The sequence below is a fragment of the Massilia sp. Mn16-1_5 genome (genome assembly GCF_004798585.1).
Classification (GTDB): domain Bacteria; phylum Pseudomonadota; class Gammaproteobacteria; order Burkholderiales; family Burkholderiaceae_D; genus Telluria.
Genome location: NZ_PPXQ01000004.1, coordinates 224,941 through 244,722 on the forward strand (window position 1 = coordinate 224,941; position 19,782 = coordinate 244,722).

The following is a 19,782-nucleotide window of genomic DNA, read 5'->3' on the forward strand; positions in this document are numbered from 1 at the left end:
TCACGCCATGCACAAACAGATTTTCGTCAACCTGCCCGTCAAAGACCTGGCGCGCAGCCGCGCCTTCTTTTCCAGCCTCGGCTTCGGGTTCAATCCGCAGTTCAGCAACGAGGACGCGGCCTGCATGATCATCGGCGAGAACATCTTCGCCATGCTGCTGGTCGAGCGTTTCTTCGAGGGCTTTACCAGCAAGCCGATCGCCGACGCGCGCGAAGTGACCGAGGTGCTGACCTGCCTGTCCTGCGAGAGCAGGGAGGAAGTCGACGCCCTGGTGGCCAAGGCGCTGGCGGCGGGCGGCCGGGCGCCGAACCCGAAGCAGGACCACGGCTTCATGTACGGGCACGGCTTTGAGGACCTGGACGGGCACGTGTGGGAGCTGTCGTGGATGGATCCCGCCGCGTTACCGCCTCACGCCTGATGCGCGGCGCGGTCGACCAGGCGATCGGCGCCGTCTGGCGCATCGAGTCCGCCAAGATCGTGGCCGGCGTCGCACGCCTGGTGCGCGACATCGGCCTGGCCGAGGAGCTGGCCGGCGACGCGCTGGTGGCCGCGCTCGAGCACTGGCCGGCGTCCGGCATTCCCGACAACCCGGGCGCCTGGCTGATGCGCACGGCGAAGAACGCCGCGCTCGATTATCTGCGGCGCGAAAAGTCTTACCAGGAAAAATGCGCGCAGATCGGCCAGGACCTGGAAGCGCTGGAGGCGCACATCGTGCCGGATTTTGTGGATGAACTTGATGCGGCCCGCAACGATCCGATCCAGGACGACCTGCTGCGCCTGATCTTCACGGCCTGCCACCCGGTGCTCAGTACCGAAGCGCGGGTGGCGCTGACCCTGAAGCTGCTGGGCGGCCTGAGCACCGGAGAGATCGCGCGCGCCTTCCTCGTGCCGGAACCGACCATTGCCCAGCGCATCGTGCGTGCCAAGCGCAGCCTGGGCCAGGCGCGGGTACCGTTCGAGCTGCCGCCGGCGGCCGAACTGGCGGACCGGCTCGGCTCGGTGCTCGAGGTGGTCTACCTGATCTTCAACGAAGGCTACACGGCCACCAGCGGCGGCGACTGGATGCGCCCGGCCCTGATGGACGAAGCCCTGCGCCTGGGCCGCATGCTGGCCCAGCTCGCGCCGCGCGAGCCCGAGGCCCAGGGCCTGGCGGCGCTGATGGAACTGCAGGCCTCGCGCGCCGCGGCGCGGGTCGACCGCGAGGGCAGGCCGGTGCTGCTGCTGGACCAGGACCGCCTGCGCTGGGACGGCATCCTGATCCGGCGCGGCCTGGCGGCGCTGGCCCGCGCCGAGCTGCTCGGACCGCCGGGACCCTACACGCTGCAGGCCGCGATCGCCGCCTGCCATGCGCGGGCGCGCACTGCGGCGGATACGGACTGGTCGCGCATCGCGGCGCTGTACGGGGAGCTGGCGCGGGTCAGTCCCTCGCCCGTGGTCGAGCTCAATCGCGCGGTGGCGGTCGGGATGGCCGAGGGGCCGGCGGCGGGCCTGGCGCTGGTCGATACGCTGGCGGGCGATCCGGCGCTGGCGCGCTACCAGTGGCTGCCGGCGGTGAGGGGGGATTTGCTGGAAAAGCTGGGGCGGCGTGACGAGGCGAGTTCCGAGTTCCTGCGTGCTGCCGGGATGGCGTCGAATGCGCGCGAAAAGGCCTTGCTTGAGGAGCGGGCACGAGCGAACGCCGAAAACTGAGACGAAGTGTCTCGGCGCTGAACGCGTGGGCGGACAAGCCGCCCACCTTACGCCTCACTGCGCCGTACGCTCACCCACCGGCATCAATGTCCGTGCTGCTTCTCGTACTCGTCCGCTTCCGCCTTGGTCGCGTGCACGATACCGTCCGGATGCTCGGGCGGCGTGTACAGGGTGTACAGGCGCATCGGCTCGGTCTTCGAGGTATTGATGACGTTGTGCTCGGTGCCGGCCGGGATCACGACGGCGACGCCGTCCTCCAGCCTGTGTTCCTCGCCGTCCAGGATGGCCACGCCTTCGCCCGCTTCGACGCGGATGAACTGGTCATGTCCTTCGTGGTGTTCGAGGCCGATTTCCTCGCCGGCCTGCAGGGTCATGATGACCAGCTGGCTGCGCTGGGTGGTGTACAGGACTTCGCGGAAGTTGTTGCCCGCGAGGGTTTTTTCTTCAATGTTGATGCTGTAGCCCGACATATTCTTCTCCTATTCGATGCGGCGCCCGCTCGACAATGGGAGGGCGCCGGGTGGAGTTGATTGTATAGCACGGGCTCGAAAGCTGCCGGCGGCGCCTGCTCAGCGCTTCCAGCCGCGCTCGCGCGCCACGCGTTCGGCGGCCGCGTTCATGGTCTCGCCGGCGATGCGGTCGTCGATCGCGTCCAGCACGGCTTCCGGCGTGCTGCTGGAGGCCTGGCGGTAGGCGCCGCTTGCCGTCACCGCTTCGCTCAGCACCGGGATGTGCCAGCTCTCGCCGCTGCGGCAGGCCAGGCCGGCGCTGGCGCCGACGCTGAAGCTGCGGCAGTAGCCGCCGTCGCGGGTGGCGAAGCTGACGCCGATGCGCACCGGGCTGTTCGGCGCCGGATCGCTCGCCAGCTGGCGCGACAAGGCCCCCGCCAGCTGGCCGCGCGCAGCCAGGCGTCCGCTGGCGTCGGCACTGATATAGCCGGCGTCGCTGTCGGCGCCGCTGAACCACGCGCTGCCGGCCAGTACGCCGAGCACCAGGGTCGCGGCCAGCGCGGTCCAGCGCGGCCAGACGGCGGGGCGCGGCGCGCTCGGCGCCGCCGCGCTGCTGCGGGCGCGGGCGTTGCGCGCGGCGTCGAGCGAGAGCACCTTGCCGGGCGCGTTGGTTGTCCCAGCCTGCAGGCGGCCGGGCACCGGTTCGTCAAGCACGCCCGCGAAAGCATCGAACACGTCCTTGCGCAGCGCGCGGTGGCGTTCGACAGCGGCGGCCAGGGCGGGATCGGCGCGCACGGCGCGCTCGACTTCGCTGCGCTGTGGTTCGTCCAGTTCGCCGTCGGCATAGGCCATCAGGATTTCGTCGGGGTAATTAGAGGTGCGGTTCATGATGCGGCTCTTTCTTCGGACAACAGTTTCTGCAGGGCCTCACGGGCGCGGGCCAGGCGGCTGGTAAGCGTGCCCATCGGGATCTCGAGCACCGCGGCAGCTTCCTTGTAGGGCAGGCCATCGACCAGCACCAGGCCGATGACCATCCGGTGCTCCTCGGACAGCAGGCTCATCGCTTTCTGCACGGCCAGGCGCTGGCTGTGGGCTTCGAGGCTGTCGTGCCCGACGTGCTCGCCTTCTTCCTCGGGAGCGAAGACGGCGTCGCGCCGGACCCGGCTGCGCACTTCATCGATCCAGGCATTGCGGATGATGCGGAACAGCCAGCTGTCGAGCCGGGTTCCTTCGGAATATTGCTCGCTATGGCCGAGCGCGCGCTCCATCGCGACCTGGACCAGGTCATCGGCGTCTTCCCGGTGGAAAGTGATCGAACGCGCAAAGCGTCGCATCCGGGGCAGCAGGGCGGCAAGTTCGTTGGCAAGCATGGGGTTTCTATGGTTCACATGAATAAAACGTCGGCGGCATGGATTTTATTCCATCCGTCGAACGTTTTTCATACAGAACACTTTCTATCCTTTATGATCGCGACCATGAACCGCCTTCGTTTCCTTGCCAGGCACCTGGCCTGCCTGCTGCTTCTGTGCGGCGCCGGCGCCGCCCAGGCCCAGTTGCGCCTGCCCGGCCTGAACCTGCCGCAGCCACTCGGCGCACCTGGGCTGGACGGTCTGGTGCGCCCCGCCGAGCGCTTCCTCGAGCGCACCGTGCCGGGCGACCTGCGCGGCCTGCGCCTCGACGCTATCAAGACCCTGCTGCTGCGCCACGGCGCCGTGCTGGAAGCCGATCCGCGCGGCGCGCCGGTCGTGCGGCGCGAGATCCTGGCCAATTCGCCGAGCGAGGCGGCCCTGCGCATGGCGGCCGGGCTGGGCTTCCAGGTCGTGCGTGAAGAACGCTTCGAGGAACTCGGCGAATCGCTGGTCGTGCTGCGCGTGCCGGACGACCTGGCCACGAGCGAGGCCCTGGCACGCCTGCGCGCGCTCGACCCGGGCGGCTCCTACGATTTCAACCATATCTATACCGGCAGCGCGGGGCTGCCCGTGGCCGGCGGCGCGCCCGGGCAGGACGCTAGCGGCAAGCCCGGCGGCAGCGGGGCGGTCGGCCTGGTCGACAGCGGCGTCGACGTCGCGCATCCGGTGTTCGAGGATGCCGCCATCGAATCCTTCGGCTGCGACGGGACGCGCCACCCGGCGCCGCACGGCACGGCGGTGGCGGCCCTGCTGGTCGGGCGCTCCGAACGTTTCAGCGGCGCCGCCCCCGGCACCCGCCTGTTCGCGGCCGATATCTATTGCGACAGCCCGGCCGGCGGTTCGGCCGACAAGATCGCCGGCGCCCTCGGCTGGATGGCGCGCTCGCGCGTCGGCGTGGTCAACATCAGCCTGGTCGGGCCGCCCAACGCGACCCTCGAGCGGGTCGTGGCCGCGATGGTCGCGCGTGGGCACCTTCTGGTGGCGGCGGTCGGCAACGACGGTCCGGCCGCGCCGCCCCTGTATCCGGCCAGTTATCCGGGCGTGGTCGGTGTCAGCGGCGTCGACCGCCAGGGGCGGCCGCTGCCGGAAGCGGGGCGCGGTTCGCAAGTGATGTTCGCGGCGCCCGGCAGCCAGATGGTCAGCGCCGCTATCGGCTCGCCGCCGTACCGCCAGGTGCGCGGCACCTCCTTCGCGGCGCCGCTCGTTGCGGGACTGCTGGCCAAGTCGCTGCCACAGCCGGACCGCGCCGGGGCCGCACGCGCGCTCGCCGCGCTGGCGTCCCAGGCGGTGCGCGAGCGCGACACCGTCAGCAATGCCACCGGCCATGGCGTAGTCGGAACCGCCTTGCGCGTCGATCCCGGGCGCTTCCGCTAACAATTTTAAAAATATTTTCGGGTGGATGGAATAAACGGCTGAGCTCGTTCGTTTTCCTGATAACGGCGCCAGATGCGCGCCTCTAACAGGAGAAACCACCATGAACACCAAAAACATCGTCCGCCAGATCGCCATCGTCTTCGCCCTGTCCGCCGCCGCGTCGGCCCAGGCTCAGTTGCTCGGAGGCGGCGCCCTGGGCGGCTCCGTCGGCGGCATGATCGGTGGCGGAATGGGCGGTGGCTTTGGCGGGATCCGCCAGATGGCGCCGATGCCGGACGTGCGGCGCGCCGAGCGTGTGTTGCCGGCCGAACGCAGCGCACCGGTGCGCGCGGCGAGCGCCGATGCATCCGGCGGCGGCCGCGGTAGCGCGTCGGGCGGCCTGACTGGCGGCCTGACGGGCGCCCTCGGCAGCGGGGCCGCGCAGGCGAGCGGTAGCGGCAGTGGCGACGCCGGCCTGGCCGGCGGCATCTCGCGCGGCGCGCCTGGCCTGGCCGGCACCACCCCCGCCAATGGTGCGGCTGCCGCACCAACCCCGAGCGGCGCCTCTGGCAAAGCGAGCGGGAACGCGGCTGGCGGCGCCGGCATTTCCGGTAGCCTCAATTCCGCTGGCCTCGCCGGAGGTGCCCGCGACATGGCCGGCAGCGCGGCAGGCAGTGCACGTGCGGCCGCCGCGCCGGCAGCCGGCGCCGCCCGTACCCAGGTAGCCGCCACCCGCGACTATGCGGCCGGCACCGCCGCCAACGCACGCGGCGCGGCCCAGTCCAGCGGCGCGGCTGTCGCTGGCGGCGCGCGCAGCCTGGCGGGCCAGGCACAGGCAACCCAGCTGCCGGCCTCGGGCTCGGTCAGCGGCTCGCTCGGCGGTTCCGCCTCGGGTAGCGGCCAGGCCGAGGGCAAGACTGCCGGCGGCAAATAAGGCAAGCAAGACCAGCCGCAAGCTTCGAACAGGCGCGGCGCCGACTACCCGGCGCCGCGCCTTTATGCCAGTTGAACATGTTCTTATAGGAATTTGATCCTTCACCCTGTCATTCACATGACATATACTTCACGGTTCGTTTATTCATGCCGTCGGAGATCTCATGGCCAACCGCCGTACCCTGCTTGCCTGCGCGATTGCGCTTACCGCCCAGTTCGCCTTCGCGAACGGCGCCCACGCCGACCAGCTGGCCGACATCAAGAAGAAGGGCGAGATCGTCTTCGGCGTGCTCGGCACCGACGAGCCGAACAGCTTCATCGATCCGAAGACGCGCGAACTGGTCGGCTACGAAGTCGACATCGCCAAGGCGGTAGCGAAGAAGCTCGGGGTCAAGCCCGTGTTCAAGCAGATGTCGGTCGCGGCCCGCATTCCCGAACTGCAGCAGGGCCACGTCGACGTGCTGGCCGCCACGCTCACGCACAACAAGGAACGCGAATCGCAGGTCGATTTCGCGCTGACCCACTTCGTCACGGGTTCGAAAGTCATGGTGCGCGCGTCCAGCGGCATCAACGCCTTGCCTCAGCTGGCGGGCAAGAAGGTCGTCACCGTGCGCGGCGGCACCCAGGAAACCAATATTCGCGCCGCCGTCCCGACCGCGACCGTCGTCACCTTCGAGAACACCCAGCAGGCTTTCCAGGCCCTGCAGCAGGGCAAGGGCATCGCCTACGTCAACGACGAATCCTCGCTGCTGGCCGACTACGGCAAGCTCGGCCCGGCCGCCAAGAACTTCACCATCCTCCCGAACAGCATCGGCGTCGAATCGATCGCGCTCGGCCTGCGCAAGGGCGAGAAGAGCCTGAAGGCGGTGGTCGACGCCACCCTGCGCGAGCTCGAGACGAGCGGCGCGGCGAACGCCCTGTTCAACAAGTGGTACGGCCCGGGCACGCGTCCGAACATCGCCAAGCGCACCTTCACGATTAACACCGACAAGATCTGAGTTTGAGCTTCTTCGATTCAAACCTGCTCCGGTCCGGCGAATACCACGACTGGCTGGTGCAGGGCTTCCTCACCTCGCTGCAGCTGCTCGGCGCCAGCTTCGTGATCGCCTTGCCGCTGGGCGTGGCGATCGCGCTGATGCGCACCTCGCACAGCCGCGTCCTGCGCGCGATCGGCGCCAGCCTGGTCGAAGGCATCCGCAACGTGCCGCTGCTGGCGCACCTGCTGTTCTGGTACTTCGCCTTCCCCGAGCTGCTGCCCGAGACGCTCAAGCTCGCCCTCTACGACAGCAACCCCGAATTCATTTGCGCCGTCATCGCGCTCTCGCTGTACGCGGGCGTGCACATGGCCGAAGACATCCGCAGCGGCATTCGCGCCGTGCCCGTAGCCCAGATGGAAGCCGCGCGTTCGCTGGGCCTGGGCCGCATCGCCAGCCTGCGCCTGGTGCTGCTGCCCCAAAGCATCCGCATCGCCGTGCCGCCGCTGCTGTCGCAAACCGTCAACCTGTGGAAGGACACCAGCGTCGCCACCGTCATCGGCGCGGCCGAGATGATGTACCAGGCGGCCCGTGTCGAGACGGCCACCTTCCGCAGCGTCGAAGCGTTCACCTTTGCGACGCTGGCCTATCTCACCGTCTCGCTGGCGATCTCGCTGGCCGCGCAGCTGTATGCGCGCCGTTTCCCGGTGCGGACCTGAGGCGGCCATGATTGAACTCATCCAAGACTACTGGCTCTACTTCCTGGTCGGCCAATATCCGAACGGGCCGCTCGGCGGGCTGACGCTCACGGTACTCCTGTCCGCCGCGGCGCTGCTCCTGGCGATGCCGCTCGGCCTCTTGCTCGGCGTGGCCCGGGTCAGCCCCTGGCGCGCCGTGCGCTGGCCGACGGCCGTACTGGTGCAGGTCGTGCGCGCCGTGCCGCTGCTGCTGGTCGTGTTCTGGGCATACTTCTTCCTGCCGGCCGTGACGGGCGTGAAGACGGGCCAGGCCACGACCATGCTCATGACCCTGGTGCTGTTCGACGCCGTCTACCTGGCCGAGATCGTGGCGGCAGGCATACGCGCGCTGCCGAAAGGGCAGTTCGAAGGGGCGCGCTCGCTCGGCCTGTCCTACGCCCAGTCGCTGCGCCTGGTGATCCTGCCGCAGGCGCTGCGCCACGTCTCGCCTTCGCTGGTGAGCCAGCTGGTCGCGACCATCAAGGCCACCTCGCTCGGCTACATCATCGGCTTGTCCGAGGTCTCCTTCATCGCCACCCAGGTCAATACCCTGGTGTTCACCAAGGCGGTCGAGGTCTACCTGGTGCTGGCCCTGACTTATTTCATCCTGTGCTTCGGCCTCTCGCGCCTGGCCTTCCTGCTCGAGCGCCGCATGACGGCGCGCGCAGCTCCTGCAATCAAGGTAACCGCATGATCGTCCTCGACAAAGTTAACAAGTGGTACGGCCAGTATCACGCCCTCGCCGACGTGTCGGAACGGGTCGAGAAGAACGAAGTCGTCGTGGTCTGCGGCCCGTCGGGCTCGGGCAAGTCGACCCTGATCCGTACCCTGAACCGGCTCGAGGAAATCGACGGCGGCACCATCAGCATCGGCGGCCGCGACATCCATGCGCCCGGCCTGGACGTGAACGCGCTGCGCGCCGGGATCGGCTTCGTGTTCCAGCACTTTAATCTGTTTCCGCACCTGACAAGCATCGAGAACTGCATGCTGGCGCCGGTCAACCTGAAGCGGGCAAGCAAGGCAGAGGCAAAAGCCTACGCACTCGAACTGCTCGACGGCGTGGGTCTCGCGCACAAGGCCGACGCCTATCCGCACGAACTCTCCGGCGGCCAGCAGCAGCGCGTGGCGATCGCGCGGGCGCTGGCGATGCGTCCGCCCGTCATGCTGTTCGACGAGCCGACCAGTGCCCTCGATCCGGAAATGGTGGGCGAAGTGCTGCAGGTGATGCGCAAGCTGGCGGGGCAGGGCATGACCATGGTCTGCGTCACCCACGAGATGGGTTTTGCGCGCGAAGTGGCCGACCGGGTCTGGTTCATGAGCGAAGGGCGCATCCTGGAGCGGGCCACGCCGGAAGACTTCTTCACCCATCCTGCGCATCCGCGCGCGCAGCAGTTCCTGGTGGACTACAACAGCCGCTGATCAAGCCTTCTTCGCCGCCTTCTGCACGGCGAGCGCGCTCAGATCGAGCTCGATCCAGGTCGGCACATGGTCGCTCGGCTTCTCGCGCCCGCGGATCTCGTGGTCGGTCCCCGCCGCGCGCAGGGCCGGCGCCAGCGTCGGGCTGAGCAGCAGGTGATCGATACGCAGCCCGGCGTTGCGGCCGTAGGCATTCCTGAAATAGTCGTAGAAGGTGTAGATCACCTCGTCAGGGTGCATGGCGCGCAGCGCGTCGGTCCAGCCCTGGTTTACCAGCCGGTGGAAGGCTTCGCGGGACTCCGGGCGGAACAGGGCGTCATCGAGCCAGCGCTCCGGTTTGTAGACGTCGAGCTCGGTCGGCATGACGTTGTAGTCGCCGGCGATCACGACCGGTGCGCCGGTATCCAGCAGTTGCTGGGCGCGCGTGATCAGGCGTTCGAACCAGGCCAGCTTGTAGTCGAACTTCGGGCCCGGCGCCGGGTTCCCGTTCGGCAGATACAGGCAGGCCACGACCAGGTCGCCGATCACGGCTTCCAGGTAGCGGCTCTGCTCGTCGCTGTCGTCGCCGGGCAAACCGCGCGTGACCTCCACCGGGTCCTGGCCACGCGCCAGGATCGCGACCCCGTTCCAGCTCTTTTGCCCTTGCCAGATCGCGCCGTAGCCGGCGGCATTGATCTCCGCCAGCGGAAATCGCTCCTGCGGCGCCTTCAGTTCCTGCAGGCAGGCCACGTCCGGTTTCTTTTCCTCGAGCCACTCCAGCAGGGCGGGAAGGCGGCTGCCGATGCCGTTGATGTTGAAGGTGGCGACGCGCATGGTTTCTCCGTAGTGATGAGTGTGATGTTGTAACGCAGGCAGCGTTAAACCGGCGCACGGAAGCGTTGTCAATGTTGCTGAAAATATATGTATCTTGCGAACGACATGCACTGCTGAGTGTGCGCGCCGAATTTTGTAAAAAATATATTATTGAATCTTACTTACTTAACTACGGAGAAACACAATGTTCACTTCCTTCCTGCGCACGATCGCCCGCCCTGCCGCCGTGACTCTCCTGCTGGCGGCTTCGGCCTCGGCATCCGCAGGTGGCTGGGTCACCAAGCAGCTCGACGTCGAGGGCGTCCTGGTCGAGGCCGTCGGTCCAGCCGATCGCTGCCTGTCGAAGTTCGGCGGCACGATCAGCGGCCACGGCGAAAGCGCAATGATGGGCGGCAAAGTGGTCTTCATCGCGACCGACTGCATCACTCCGGTAGGTCCGCTGTTCAACTTCAGCGGCGGCAAATTCATCGTCATGACGACTTCGGGCGACCAGATCTTCGCCAACTACAGCGGCCAGTTCGTCCCGACCGGCGAGGGCGCGAAATATGTCTTCTCGGGCGCGACCTTCCAGGTCACCGGCGGCACCGGCAAGTATGCCAAGATCACGGGCGGCGGCACCCTGTCGGGTGGCGAGGACATGATTACCGGCACCGGCAACATCAAGCTGACGGGCCGTGTGCTCTACCTGACGAACTGATCGGAACAGGATCGGCATTTGACGGCGCCAGCAATGGCGCCTTTTTTTTCGCCCGTGCGGCCAGTCCTACAGTGTCGCCTCCGGTGCGCCGCTTGCCCTCCCGCGCTGGCATCCTATGATGTCAAGGTACCAATGAAAAGGAGGACAGCATGTCGACTTACGACGACAAGAAGGATGCGAAAGGCCGTTCCTGGGACCAGATCACCAAGAACGGCACCGGCAGCGCCGCCAGCGTAGGCGTGGGCGGCACCGGCGACAGCGGCAAATTGCAACGCGAGGGCAGCCAGCAATCGGCCAGCCGTACCGACGACCTGCTCGACGACGGCTCCTCGCAGGAAAACGAGGCCGGCTACAGCCGCAGCGGCGGCCAGGTGCAGACGGGCCTGGAAGGCATCGGCAACCTGAGCGGCGGCGCGCAGGGCAATCGCCAGTCGGGCCAGGCACAGAACCGGCGCGAGGGCGACAAGAAGGACGGGCAGGGCCGCTGAGCCCTGCCGAACAGGCACCGGCATCGAAAGGCCGGTGGCTTGCTACGCCCATCGATTACACTGCGGCTAGTCCTTCACTGAGGAAGCCGCATGCTCCGCACATTCGTCCTGCGCCTGTTCGTTCTTTGCCTGCTGACGCCGGCCGCTTTTGCCCAGACTGTTGCGATCACCTTCGACGACGGTCCAGCGCTGGCCGCCACGCCGCGCCTGACGCCGGCCGGGCGCAACGCGGCCCTGCTGGCGGCGCTGGCCAGGCACAAGGCGAGCGCCGCGCTGTTCGTCACCGCCGCCAATGGCGCGATCCGGCCCGAAGGCCTGGCGCTGGCGCGGGCCTGGGGCGAAGCGGGCCACGTTCTCGGCAACCATACGATGACCCATCCGGACCTGCACGCCCAGAGCGTCAGCCTGGCCGACTACCAGCAGCAGATCCTCGATTGCGAGCGCATCGTCGCGCCGCTGCCCGGCTACCGGAAATGGTTCCGCTTTACCTATCTGCGCGAAGGGAATACACCCGAAAAACGCGATGGCATGCGCGAGTTCCTGCGCAGGCAGGGCTACCGCAATGCCTACGTGTCGCTCGACACCAGCGACTGGCGCCTGAACGACAAGCTGGTCGAGGTGCTGGAGAAGAACCCCGATGCGGACATCGCGCCGATCAAGGCCGCCTACCTGGCCCATATCCGCCAGCGCGCGCTGGCCTACCGCGCGCTGTCGCAACAGCTGCAGGGGCGCGACATCGCCCATGTCCTGCTGCTGCACCATAACCTGATCAACGCTCTGTGGCTGAACGACGTGCTGGCCCAGTTCCGCAGCATGGGCTGGACCATCGTGACGCCGGAAGTGGCATTCGCCGATCCGGTCTACCGCCTGCAGCCCGAGCGCGCCGCGCCCGGCCAGAGCCTGCTGCTGTCGATGGCGCGCACGCTGGGCCTCGGCAAGTTCGAGGGCTGGGAACGGCTGGTGGACGATGGCGACTACGAGATCGAGGCCTTGGCGCGCCAGGGGTTGTAGGGTGGGCATGCCCACCCTACGGTACACGGCTGTTACGGCTTTAAGGACGGCACGCGCAAGGTAATCAAGACGATCTCGCCCGGCTGCCACAGGCGCATGCGCGGGCCCCAGCTGCCGGCGCCGCGGCTGATGATCAGGTCCATTCCCCTGACCGCGTGCTGCCCCACCAGCTGCGGAAAGCGGCGCTGCACCAGGTAGCTGAAGGGCCAGATCTGGCCGCCGTGCGTATGCCCGGACAGCATCAGGCCGGCGCCGCGCGCCGCCGCCATGTCGATCACGGGCGCGGCCGGGATGTGCGAGAGCAGGATCGTCGCCTCGGTCGCGGATTCCGGTAGTACCCCTGCGAGACCGCCGGTGATCGCGCCGGCGCCGCGCATGGCGCGGCCGACGTCCTCGATGCCCGCCAGGCGCAGGCCCGGCGCCAGTTCGACGCTGGCGTTGCGCAGCCAGCGCACGCCGCCTTCTTCGAACTCCCTCACCGTCGTCTCGACGTCGCCATAGAACTCGTGGTTGCCGGTCACGGCCCACACGCCGCGCGGCGCCTTCAGGCCGCGCAGGACCGCCGCCAGTTGCGGTTCGCCCAGCGGATTGTCCTCGACCTGGTCGCCGACCATCAGCACGGCCGCCGGCTGCAGGGCATTGATCTGGGCGACCCGCGCCGCCATCCAGTCGGCGCGGCGCTGGGCGCCCAGGTGCAGGTCGCTCACCATCACCAGGCGCATGCCGTCCAGGGCCGCGGGCAGCTTCGGCAGCGCGACCTCGTAAGAGATGACCACCGGGGCCCGGACGCCCTGCCAGATCGCGAAGGCGCTGAGCAGCAGGCCGAGCACGGCGGCGCCACGGCGCAGGCCCTGTGCGCGCGCCTTCCACCACCAGCCGAAGCCGGTCGCGATGTCGGCCGCCAGCAGCGGCAGGGTCATCACGAACAGGATGCCGAGCCAGGTCAGCGCAAACTGGCCCGGCCACCAGCGCCAGTCGATCGCTTCGTCGCCCAGGTGCACCCCGAGCAGGTAGACGATCCAGACCAGCAGCGCGCCGAGCCACCAGATCTTCGCCGGCACGCGTGCGCGCACCGGCCCGAGGCTGTGGATGCGCTGCGCCACGTAGAAGTGGAACAGCGTGCCGATGACGTTCAGGACGATCGAAAACATCAGTCGGCTACCGGACCCTGGGCCGCATCCAGCAGGGCCAGGCGCGCCAGCTCGCGAATGCCCTCGTAGGATTTGGCGGCGGCGATGAAGCGGCCGTTGTGGCAGAAGGTCGCATCCGGCACGCCCGTCACCCGCGCCAGGTCGGCGTCGCGCAGGCCGGCCCAGGATGCGGGCAGGTCGGCCCTGGCATCGAAACTGTCGGCGCTGACGGGAACCGCATGGATCATGTAGCGCTGCTCGGCGATGCTGTGGCTGATGACGAACAGGACCTTCGGCATCTCCTTGCGCACCACGGCGGTCCAGGGCAGGGCGCCGTTGTTCAGGAACAGCAGGCGGCCGCCTTCGAGCACTTCGGCGCCGCGCACCTGTTCCAGGGCCAGCAGGGCGCCGACGCGGTACTTGACCGAATTGATCATGATGTCGGTGAGCAGGGCCATCGCCTTGCGGAACTGGCTCAGGCGATAGGCATCGGCCGCTTCGCCGTAGCCGAGGCGCTGCTCGTCCATCCAGTTCGGATTGAAGCCGGAGACGACGGCCGAGAGGCCATAGCCGCCCGGCGCGTTCTTGGCCGCGCCCACGTCCGAGAGATCCAGGTACTGGACGATGTCGGCGTCGATCGCGTAGGCCATCTGCTGGGCCGCCTCGGGACCGAGGGTCTGGCCCGTGTGCTGCAGGGCCAGGCTTGCTACGCAGCGTGCGCCGTATTCGCGCCAGACCAGGCCCGCGCTGGCGTAAGGCACGCCGCTCGGGCGCGCGGTATCGAAACCTTTCTGGTGGTGGTCGAAGCGGCCGGTGGCCGGATCGTGGATCCCGCCGACGTCGATCGCGAAGTCGGCCGCCTCGATGGTGGCGGGGTCGCGCGTACGCACCAGCTCGCTGTCCGGGTACAAGATGAACAGGACCGCCACCGCCCATGCGTCGTCCGCGTGAAATTTACCGCTATGCGTTACCACTACCATACAACACTCCGATCGTTGACCACTGCGACGCATCCGTGCCGGCTGCGCCATGCGTAATGCTCGATGATACCGGTTCAGCCGTACTCGCGTGCGCACGCCGCATGCGAATGGCGGGGCCAGGGCCGTTGTGCGAACGAAATGCGCAGCGGACGATCTTATGGGAACAGGCCGCGCCGTGCGCGGGCGCCTGCACTGTCCCCGAGACCGCGTCGGGCCGATCGGCTGTCCGTTCTGGAAGGAAGATCATGTGGAACATCAGCAAGGTTTCATGGGCCAAGTACTTTGCCGTGCTGGTAACGCTTCTGTGCCTGGGTACGGCGATCGCTTATGTGATCGAACCTTACGACATGGATACACGCGCCACGGCCGCACATGCGGCTGCGACGGAGGCGGGCGCGAAGGGCGCCGCCGCCCCTCAGGGTGGTGGAGCGCCTCCCGAGGCGGCCGACCGCCTGCATGACGACAGCCGCATCTGGTACAGAGTGTTGCTGTTGGCGAGCGTTGCGAGCGGGGCGGCGTGGTTCGCTTATGCGTTCACGGGCGACCCGGTCGCCCGGCGCCACGAGCAGGTCCAATTCGCGTACTTTTTCGTGATCGGATCGTTCGCCGTATTGATGATCCCGCCTTTCGTGAAGAGCCAGGCCATCGGCAGCGAGCCGATCGGCATCGTGTCCGGATGCGTGCCGGGCGCCGACGCCGTGCAATTGAGCTGCAATCCGCGTGCGACGCGGGCCGGCGCCGAGGGTGGCGGCGGTATCGACGCGGCCGCGGGCAGCCAGGGTGCAGAGCCGCGCTACAACCAGTGGCTGGTGAATATCGGCGGCGCCCTGCGCGAGCAGGCGCCAGGCGAATGCCGTTTGCGCGATCCCGCCGATTGCAAGCCCGGCTCGGTCGGCAACCGGGTCGAGATCACCGGGGGCGTGGTGGTGCCGCTGCCCTTCATCGTCATTGCCCTGTTCGGCGGCGCGATCAGCCTGTCGCGCCGCATTCCCGAAATCCAGAAGCGCTCCGAGACCGGCTACGTGCCGACCGAAGCCGAGCCGGCGATGGACATGCGCGCGGCGCGCGAGGAACTGGTGTTCCAGATCATGCAGTTCATCTCGGCCCCGCTGATCGCCATCGCCGCGCACCAGGTCATCGAACCCGACAGCCAGTCGACTGCGGTCGGGCTGGCCTTCCTGGCCGGCTTCGGTTCGGAGTCCATCCTCTTGATGATCCGTGGCGTCGCCAACGGCATCCAGCCGAAAAGCGCGGTGCGGCGCTCCGCGCCGGAACCCGCTGCGGCCCCGGACGCGCCGGCCGGCGCCGCGCAGGCCGGGCTGCTCGCAGCGGGCGCCGATGCGCCCCTGCGCCTGACCCAGGGCCTGGAGACCGACGCTCCCGCCGATCCGGTGCACCTGCGCCTGTGCGTGGAGGACGAGGGCATCGAGCCCGGTTCGCTGACGATCAGTGTCGACGGCCGGCCGGCCGCGGTGACGGGCGCCGGCTGTGCCGAACTGGAGCTGGCCTCGGGGCGGCGCTACCGGATCGAAGCGCGCGCCGTGCGTGGAGGCAGCGAGGTGCGCGGCGAACTGGCGCTGACGGCGGACGACGACGACGATGGCAAGCCGGTGCTGCTTGAACTAGCCTAGGAGACGGTCATGGACAATTTTCATGGGAGTGCGGCGCCCCTGAGCCAGAACGGATTCGCGAAGACCATGGACGCGCTCCGGGTCGACGCTCCGACCCTGTGGGCCCTGATTACGGTGGAGACCAGCGGCTTCGGCTTCCTGCCGGACCGGCGTCCGAAAATCCTGTTCGAACGCCATGTATTCCACCGCCGGACCGGAGGCCGCTTCAGCGCCCTGCATCCGGATATCAGCGCGCCGGCGGCGGGGGGCTATCTCGGCGGCGCTGCCGAATACCTGCGCCTGGAGCGCGCCATGCGCCTGGACCGCCAGGCGGCGCTCGACAGCGCATCCTGGGGCCTGGGGCAGATCATGGGCTACCATGCGCTGCGCCTGGGCTATCCGAGCACGCAGGCGATGGTCGACAGTTTCGAGGCCAGCGAAGACGAACAGCTGGCGGGCGTGCAGCGCTTCATCAGCGCCAACCCACCGCTGGAAAAGGCCTTCAAGTACAAACAGTGGTCGCGTGTCGCGTTTTTCTATAACGGCGCCGGCTATACCAGGAATGGTTACGACCGCAACCTCGAGCACTACCATGACTCGTACACGCTGGCCGGGACCCCGGACATCCGGCTGCGCCAGGCCCAAGCCTGGCTGACCTATCTCGGCTACAAGCCGCGCGGCATCGACGGGATCATCGGACCCGGGACGCGGGCGGCGCTGCTGGCCTTCCAGAAGGCCAAGGGCTTGCCGCCCACGCCCGAACTGGACGACCTCACGTTCGCCCAACTGGCGGCGGCCGCCAACGGCGGGTGAGTTTTCAGGCCGCCGGGAGGGCGGCGAGTGCGGCGCGCTCGATAAAGGCCGCCGTTGCCTGCGGCTGCGTGACGGGCAGCATGTGGCCGCCGTCGACCAGTTCCAGCCGGGCTCCCGCCACCTTGTCGGCCAGCGCCTGGCCGTTCGTTTGCCAGTCGAGGATGGCGTCTTCGCGGCCGTACAGCACGCGCGTCGGAACCGACAGTTCGCCATAGCGCGCCTGCACCCGCGGCATGTGGCCGGGCAGGGCCTGCATGTCGGCCGACGCGGCCAGGAACTGGCGCGGGCGCAGGCTCAGCATGCCGCCGCCCTTGACCGGGAAGTCGCGCGGCGCGGCTTCCGGCGCGAAGACCGCGGCCAGTACCTTCTTGCCGCCGGCGATCGAACCGGGCGTGGCCAGGGTCCATGCGAACAGCTTGCGCAGCCAGGGCGATTCGATCGCCAGCGCCTTGAACACTTCCGGCGCCGCCGCCTGCAGGTGGGTGAGCGGGGCGATCAGGGCAAGCGCGCCGACCTTGTCGGGGTGCTCGAGCGCCAGCGTCAGCGCGATCGCGCCGCCCAGCGAGTGGCCGGCTACCGTAGGGCGTTCGAGTCCGAGGCGATCGATCAAGGCGGCCAGGCTGGCGGCCTGGGTCGAGACGTCCGCCGCCGCGGCGGCGTCGCGGGTCGAATGCCCGGAACCTGGGCGGTCGACCACGACCACGCGGTGTGTGCGCGCCAGGTAGGCGGCCACACCGTAGTCGAAGTGCGCGCTCTGGCCGCCGAGGCCGTGGATCAGCAACACGGCAGGGCCGCTGCCCGATTCGCGCACATGCAGGCGCGCGCCCGGCACGTCGACGAAACGTCCCTGCGGCGGCAGGAAGGCCTCGATGCGGCGTGCGGTGCGGTGCGTGAACCAGGCCAGTCCGAGCACGACCAGCAGCACCAGGGCCAGGATAAAATACAGGATCGTCATCGGGCAGTCGCTTTCTTGAGGATGCGCCAGTAAGCCACCGGCGCGAGGCGTTCGAGGAAGGAGACGAATTTGGCGTCGCTGCCGACCAGGATGCGGGGCGCGCGCCGCTCGATGCCGCGCACGATGATTTCGCCCGCCGTGTCCGGCGGCATGCGCAGCAGCTTTTCAGCCAGCTTGCGGCCGCGCGCGGTTTCGTCCGCCGGTGCGTCAGCCGGCACGCGCACATTGCGCGCGATCGCGGTCGCCACGCCGCCCGGATGCACCACGCTCACCGCGACGGTGCTGCCTTCGAGCTCGTGGCGCAGCGCGTTGGAGAAGCCACGCACCGCGAACTTGCTGGCCGAGTAGGCGGCCTGTCCCGGCGGCGAGACGATGCCGTAGATGCTGGAGACGTTGACGATGCGTGCCTCGTCGCTCTGGCGCAGCAGCGGTAGAAAGGCGCGGGTCATGCGCACCACGCCATTGAAATTGATGTCCATCAGCCAGTCGAAATCGTCCTCGGCCACCTGTTCGAAGCTCCCGCCCAGAGCGACGCCGGCATTGTTGACCAGCAGGTCGACGCGCTTGTGGGCATCGTGGACGATGCCGGGCAGCGCGCGCACGGCGGCGCGGTCGGCCACGTCGAGCGGATGGGTGGTGACGCGCACGCCCAGGCTGCAGAGCATCCAGGTGGTCTCCTTCAGGCCCTCGGGGTCGATGTCGGCCAGGGCCAGGTGGCAGCCGCGGCGGGCCAGGGCGAGGGCGGTGGCGCGGCCGATGCCGCTGCCGGCGCCGGTGATGACGGCGACCCGGTTCGAAACGTTCATGGCAAGCTTCCTTTCGGTCCGAAACGCATGACGCCGTCGGCGATGCGTCCGTAGCGGATGGTGAACATGTCCTGCAAATAGTTCTGGTACACCTGCCAGGGCCGGCGGCTGCCCTGTTTCGGCAGCAGGCCGGCGGAGCGCTGCACGTAGCCGGAGGTGAAACTCAGGAAAGGCTCCGGCGCCACGCCGTCCTGGCGGCGCACGACGGCGATCGCCTGGCCCTTGCGGTCCATGTAGTTCAGCAGGCGGCAGACCCAGGCCGCCGTCAGGTCGGCCTTCAGGGTCCAGGAGGCGTTGGTGTAGCCGAAGGTCATGACGCTGTTCGGCATCCCGCTCAGCATCATGCCTTTATAGGCCATGGCCTCGCTTGGAACAAACGGCCGGCCGTCGACGACGACCTGGGCGCCGCCCAGTACCGAGAGCGACAGGCCGGTGGCCATCACCACCACGTCGGCCTCCAGCTCGCGCCCGGACCGCAGCACGATGCCGCGTTCGCTGAAGTGCGCGATGTGGTCGGTCACGACCTCGGCCTGGCCACGCCGCAGGGCCTTGAACAGGTCGCCGTCCGGGACCACGCAGACGCGCTGGTCCCAGGGCTTGTAGTCGGGCGTGAAATGGGCGACGTCGACGCTCGGCCCCAACTGGTGCGCGGCCATGTCGACGATCTTCTTTTTCGCGAGTTCAGGCTTGCCGCGCGCGATGCGGTACAGGAGCATGGATTCGGCGATCACGCGCCAGCGTACCGCCCAGTAGGCGAGCTTCGGCGGCAGGCGCCGCTGCAGGCGCCGCGCGAAGCGGTATTCGGACGGGCGCGAGACCACATAGGTCGGCGAACGCTGCAGCATGGTGACGTGGGCCGCCTGCGCGGCCATGGCCGGCACCAGGGTCACGGCGGTGGCGCCACTGCCGATCACGACCACGCGCTTGCCGGCGTAATCCAGGTCCTCGGGCCAGAACTGGGGCTGGACGATACGGCCCCGGAAACGCTCCTCGCCGTCGAAGCGCGGACGATAGGCCTGGTCGTAGCTGTAATAGCCGCTGCACATGTGCAGGAAGCGGGTGCGCATCGTCACGAGCTCGCCGGCGTCTCCGGTCTGCGCTTCGACCGTCCAGAGCGCCTCGGCACTGGACCAGGACGCGCGCACCACCTTGTGGCGGAAGTGGATGTGCTGCTCGATGCCGCGCTCGTGCGCGGTCTCGCGCACATAGGCGCGGATCGACGGACCGTCGGCAATGGCCTTGGAAGCGAGCCAGGGCTTGAAGCCGTAGCCCAGCGTGTACATGTCGGAGTCGGAACGGATGCCGGGATAACGGAACAGGTCCCAGGTCCCGCCGATCGCGGCGCGCGCCTCCAGGATGGCGTAGCGCTTGGCCGGACAGCGTTCCTGCAGCATGGCGGCCGCGCCGATACCGGACAGGCCGGCGCCGACGATGAGTACGTCCAGCGTCGTGTCGGCGGACGAAACAGGCATGTTCATGGGTCTCTGATTGTTTTTTGTACTGTTGACACTCTACATTG

At 68.3% G+C, this 19,782-nt stretch carries 22 protein-coding genes; 13 read left to right on the forward strand and 9 right to left on the reverse strand.

Features of this window, described 5'->3' with window-relative positions:
* Positions 1-7: 7 nt before the first annotated feature.
* Together C2862_RS06370 and C2862_RS06375 are read left to right on the forward strand one after the other, a co-directional pair.
* Positions 8-418, forward strand: a complete 411-nt coding sequence (locus C2862_RS06370; protein WP_136219267.1) for a VOC family protein — start codon at positions 8-10, stop codon at positions 416-418.
* Positions 418-1,689: an RNA polymerase sigma factor gene (locus C2862_RS06375; protein ID WP_136219376.1), complete on the forward strand. Its 1,272-nt coding sequence runs from the start codon at positions 418-420 to the stop codon at positions 1,687-1,689. The genes C2862_RS06370 and C2862_RS06375 overlap by 1 nt, the downstream gene beginning before the upstream one ends.
* Before the next feature lie 83 nt (positions 1,690-1,772).
* On the opposite strand, the gene C2862_RS06380 is transcribed toward C2862_RS06375, so the two are convergent.
* The 3 genes from C2862_RS06380 to C2862_RS06390 form a co-directional block, all read right to left on the reverse strand.
* Complete coding sequence (locus tag C2862_RS06380) at positions 1,773-2,159, reverse strand: cupin domain-containing protein (protein WP_136219268.1); 387 nt, start codon at positions 2,157-2,159, stop codon at positions 1,773-1,775.
* A gap of 99 nt (positions 2,160-2,258) precedes the next feature.
* A complete protein-coding gene (locus C2862_RS06385; protein ID WP_136219269.1) occupies positions 2,259-3,026 on the reverse strand; it encodes an anti-sigma factor in 768 nt (255 codons plus the stop codon).
* Positions 3,023-3,508: an RNA polymerase sigma factor gene (locus C2862_RS06390; RefSeq protein ID WP_136219270.1), complete on the reverse strand. Its 486-nt coding sequence runs from the start codon at positions 3,506-3,508 to the stop codon at positions 3,023-3,025. The genes C2862_RS06385 and C2862_RS06390 overlap by 4 nt, the downstream gene beginning before the upstream one ends.
* 105 nt (positions 3,509-3,613) lie before the next feature.
* Here C2862_RS06390 and C2862_RS06395 point away from each other — a divergent pair, with 105 nt between their 5' ends.
* The 6 genes from C2862_RS06395 to C2862_RS06420 all read left to right on the forward strand — a co-directional run bounded on the left by C2862_RS06395 (position 3,614) and on the right by C2862_RS06420 (position 8,963).
* Positions 3,614-4,921 carry a S8 family serine peptidase gene (locus C2862_RS06395; protein WP_136219271.1) on the forward strand — a complete coding sequence of 436 codons (1,308 nt, stop codon included), beginning with the start codon at positions 3,614-3,616 and terminating at the stop codon, positions 4,919-4,921.
* A gap of 100 nt (positions 4,922-5,021) precedes the next feature.
* Entirely contained in the window at positions 5,022-5,834 is an 813-nt protein-coding gene (locus C2862_RS06400; RefSeq protein ID WP_136219272.1) for a hypothetical protein, read from the forward strand.
* A 163-nt stretch (positions 5,835-5,997) separates the two neighbouring features.
* Complete coding sequence (locus C2862_RS06405; RefSeq protein ID WP_136219273.1) at positions 5,998-6,831, forward strand: ABC transporter substrate-binding protein; 834 nt, start codon at positions 5,998-6,000, stop codon at positions 6,829-6,831.
* Between the two features lie 2 nt (positions 6,832-6,833).
* Complete coding sequence (locus tag C2862_RS06410) at positions 6,834-7,526, forward strand: amino acid ABC transporter permease (RefSeq protein WP_136219274.1); 693 nt, start codon at positions 6,834-6,836, stop codon at positions 7,524-7,526.
* Between the two features lie 7 nt (positions 7,527-7,533).
* Positions 7,534-8,238 carry an amino acid ABC transporter permease gene (locus C2862_RS06415; RefSeq protein ID WP_136219275.1) on the forward strand — a complete coding sequence of 235 codons (705 nt, stop codon included), beginning with the start codon at positions 7,534-7,536 and terminating at the stop codon, positions 8,236-8,238.
* Entirely contained in the window at positions 8,235-8,963 is a 729-nt protein-coding gene (locus C2862_RS06420; protein WP_136219276.1) for an amino acid ABC transporter ATP-binding protein, read from the forward strand. Before C2862_RS06415 ends, C2862_RS06420 begins: the two co-directional genes overlap by 4 nt.
* On the opposite strand, the gene xth is transcribed toward C2862_RS06420, so the two are convergent.
* Positions 8,964-9,773: an exodeoxyribonuclease III gene (gene xth / locus C2862_RS06425; protein WP_136219277.1), complete on the reverse strand. Its 810-nt coding sequence runs from the start codon at positions 9,771-9,773 to the stop codon at positions 8,964-8,966.
* Between the two features lie 184 nt (positions 9,774-9,957).
* On the opposite strand from xth, the gene C2862_RS06430 reads away from it, so the two are divergent.
* From C2862_RS06430 to C2862_RS06440, 3 genes are all read left to right on the forward strand, one after another.
* Entirely contained in the window at positions 9,958-10,470 is a 513-nt protein-coding gene (locus C2862_RS06430) for a hypothetical protein (protein WP_229467313.1), read from the forward strand.
* Positions 10,471-10,619: 149 nt separating this feature from the next.
* Positions 10,620-10,958 carry a hypothetical protein gene (locus tag C2862_RS06435; RefSeq protein WP_136219278.1) on the forward strand — a complete coding sequence of 113 codons (339 nt, stop codon included), beginning with the start codon at positions 10,620-10,622 and terminating at the stop codon, positions 10,956-10,958.
* A gap of 90 nt (positions 10,959-11,048) precedes the next feature.
* Positions 11,049-11,969: a polysaccharide deacetylase family protein gene (locus C2862_RS06440; RefSeq protein WP_136219279.1), complete on the forward strand. Its 921-nt coding sequence runs from the start codon at positions 11,049-11,051 to the stop codon at positions 11,967-11,969.
* Between the two features lie 32 nt (positions 11,970-12,001).
* On the opposite strand, the gene C2862_RS06445 is transcribed toward C2862_RS06440, so the two are convergent.
* Entirely contained in the window at positions 12,002-13,120 is a 1,119-nt protein-coding gene (locus C2862_RS06445; protein ID WP_136219280.1) for a metallophosphoesterase, read from the reverse strand.
* Positions 13,120-14,079, reverse strand: a complete 960-nt coding sequence (locus C2862_RS06450; RefSeq protein WP_136219281.1) for an MYG1 family protein — start codon at positions 14,077-14,079, stop codon at positions 13,120-13,122. Before C2862_RS06450 ends, C2862_RS06445 begins: the two co-directional genes overlap by 1 nt.
* Positions 14,080-14,324: 245 nt before the next feature.
* On the opposite strand from C2862_RS06450, the gene C2862_RS06455 reads away from it, so the two are divergent.
* Positions 14,325-15,710, forward strand: a complete 1,386-nt coding sequence (locus tag C2862_RS06455) for a hypothetical protein (protein ID WP_136219282.1) — start codon at positions 14,325-14,327, stop codon at positions 15,708-15,710.
* A 9-nt stretch (positions 15,711-15,719) separates the two neighbouring features.
* Complete coding sequence (locus C2862_RS06460) at positions 15,720-16,502, forward strand: N-acetylmuramidase domain-containing protein (RefSeq protein ID WP_136219283.1); 783 nt, start codon at positions 15,720-15,722, stop codon at positions 16,500-16,502.
* Positions 16,503-16,506: 4 nt separating this feature from the next.
* Here the strand turns inward: C2862_RS06460 and C2862_RS06465 are convergent, their stop codons facing one another.
* From C2862_RS06465 to C2862_RS06475, 3 genes are read right to left on the reverse strand one after another with little or no spacing between them, the layout of a single operon-like run.
* Positions 16,507-17,457: an alpha/beta fold hydrolase gene (locus tag C2862_RS06465; protein WP_136219284.1), complete on the reverse strand. Its 951-nt coding sequence runs from the start codon at positions 17,455-17,457 to the stop codon at positions 16,507-16,509.
* Positions 17,454-18,263 (reverse strand): SDR family oxidoreductase, encoded by an 810-nt coding sequence (locus C2862_RS06470; protein WP_136219285.1) that lies wholly within the window; start codon positions 18,261-18,263, stop codon positions 17,454-17,456. The genes C2862_RS06465 and C2862_RS06470 overlap by 4 nt, the downstream gene beginning before the upstream one ends.
* On the reverse strand, positions 18,260-19,741 hold the full coding sequence (locus tag C2862_RS06475; protein WP_136219286.1) for an NAD(P)/FAD-dependent oxidoreductase: 1,482 nt from the start codon (positions 19,739-19,741) through the stop codon (positions 18,260-18,262). Before C2862_RS06475 ends, C2862_RS06470 begins: the two co-directional genes overlap by 4 nt.
* Positions 19,742-19,782: the final 41 nt, after the last annotated feature.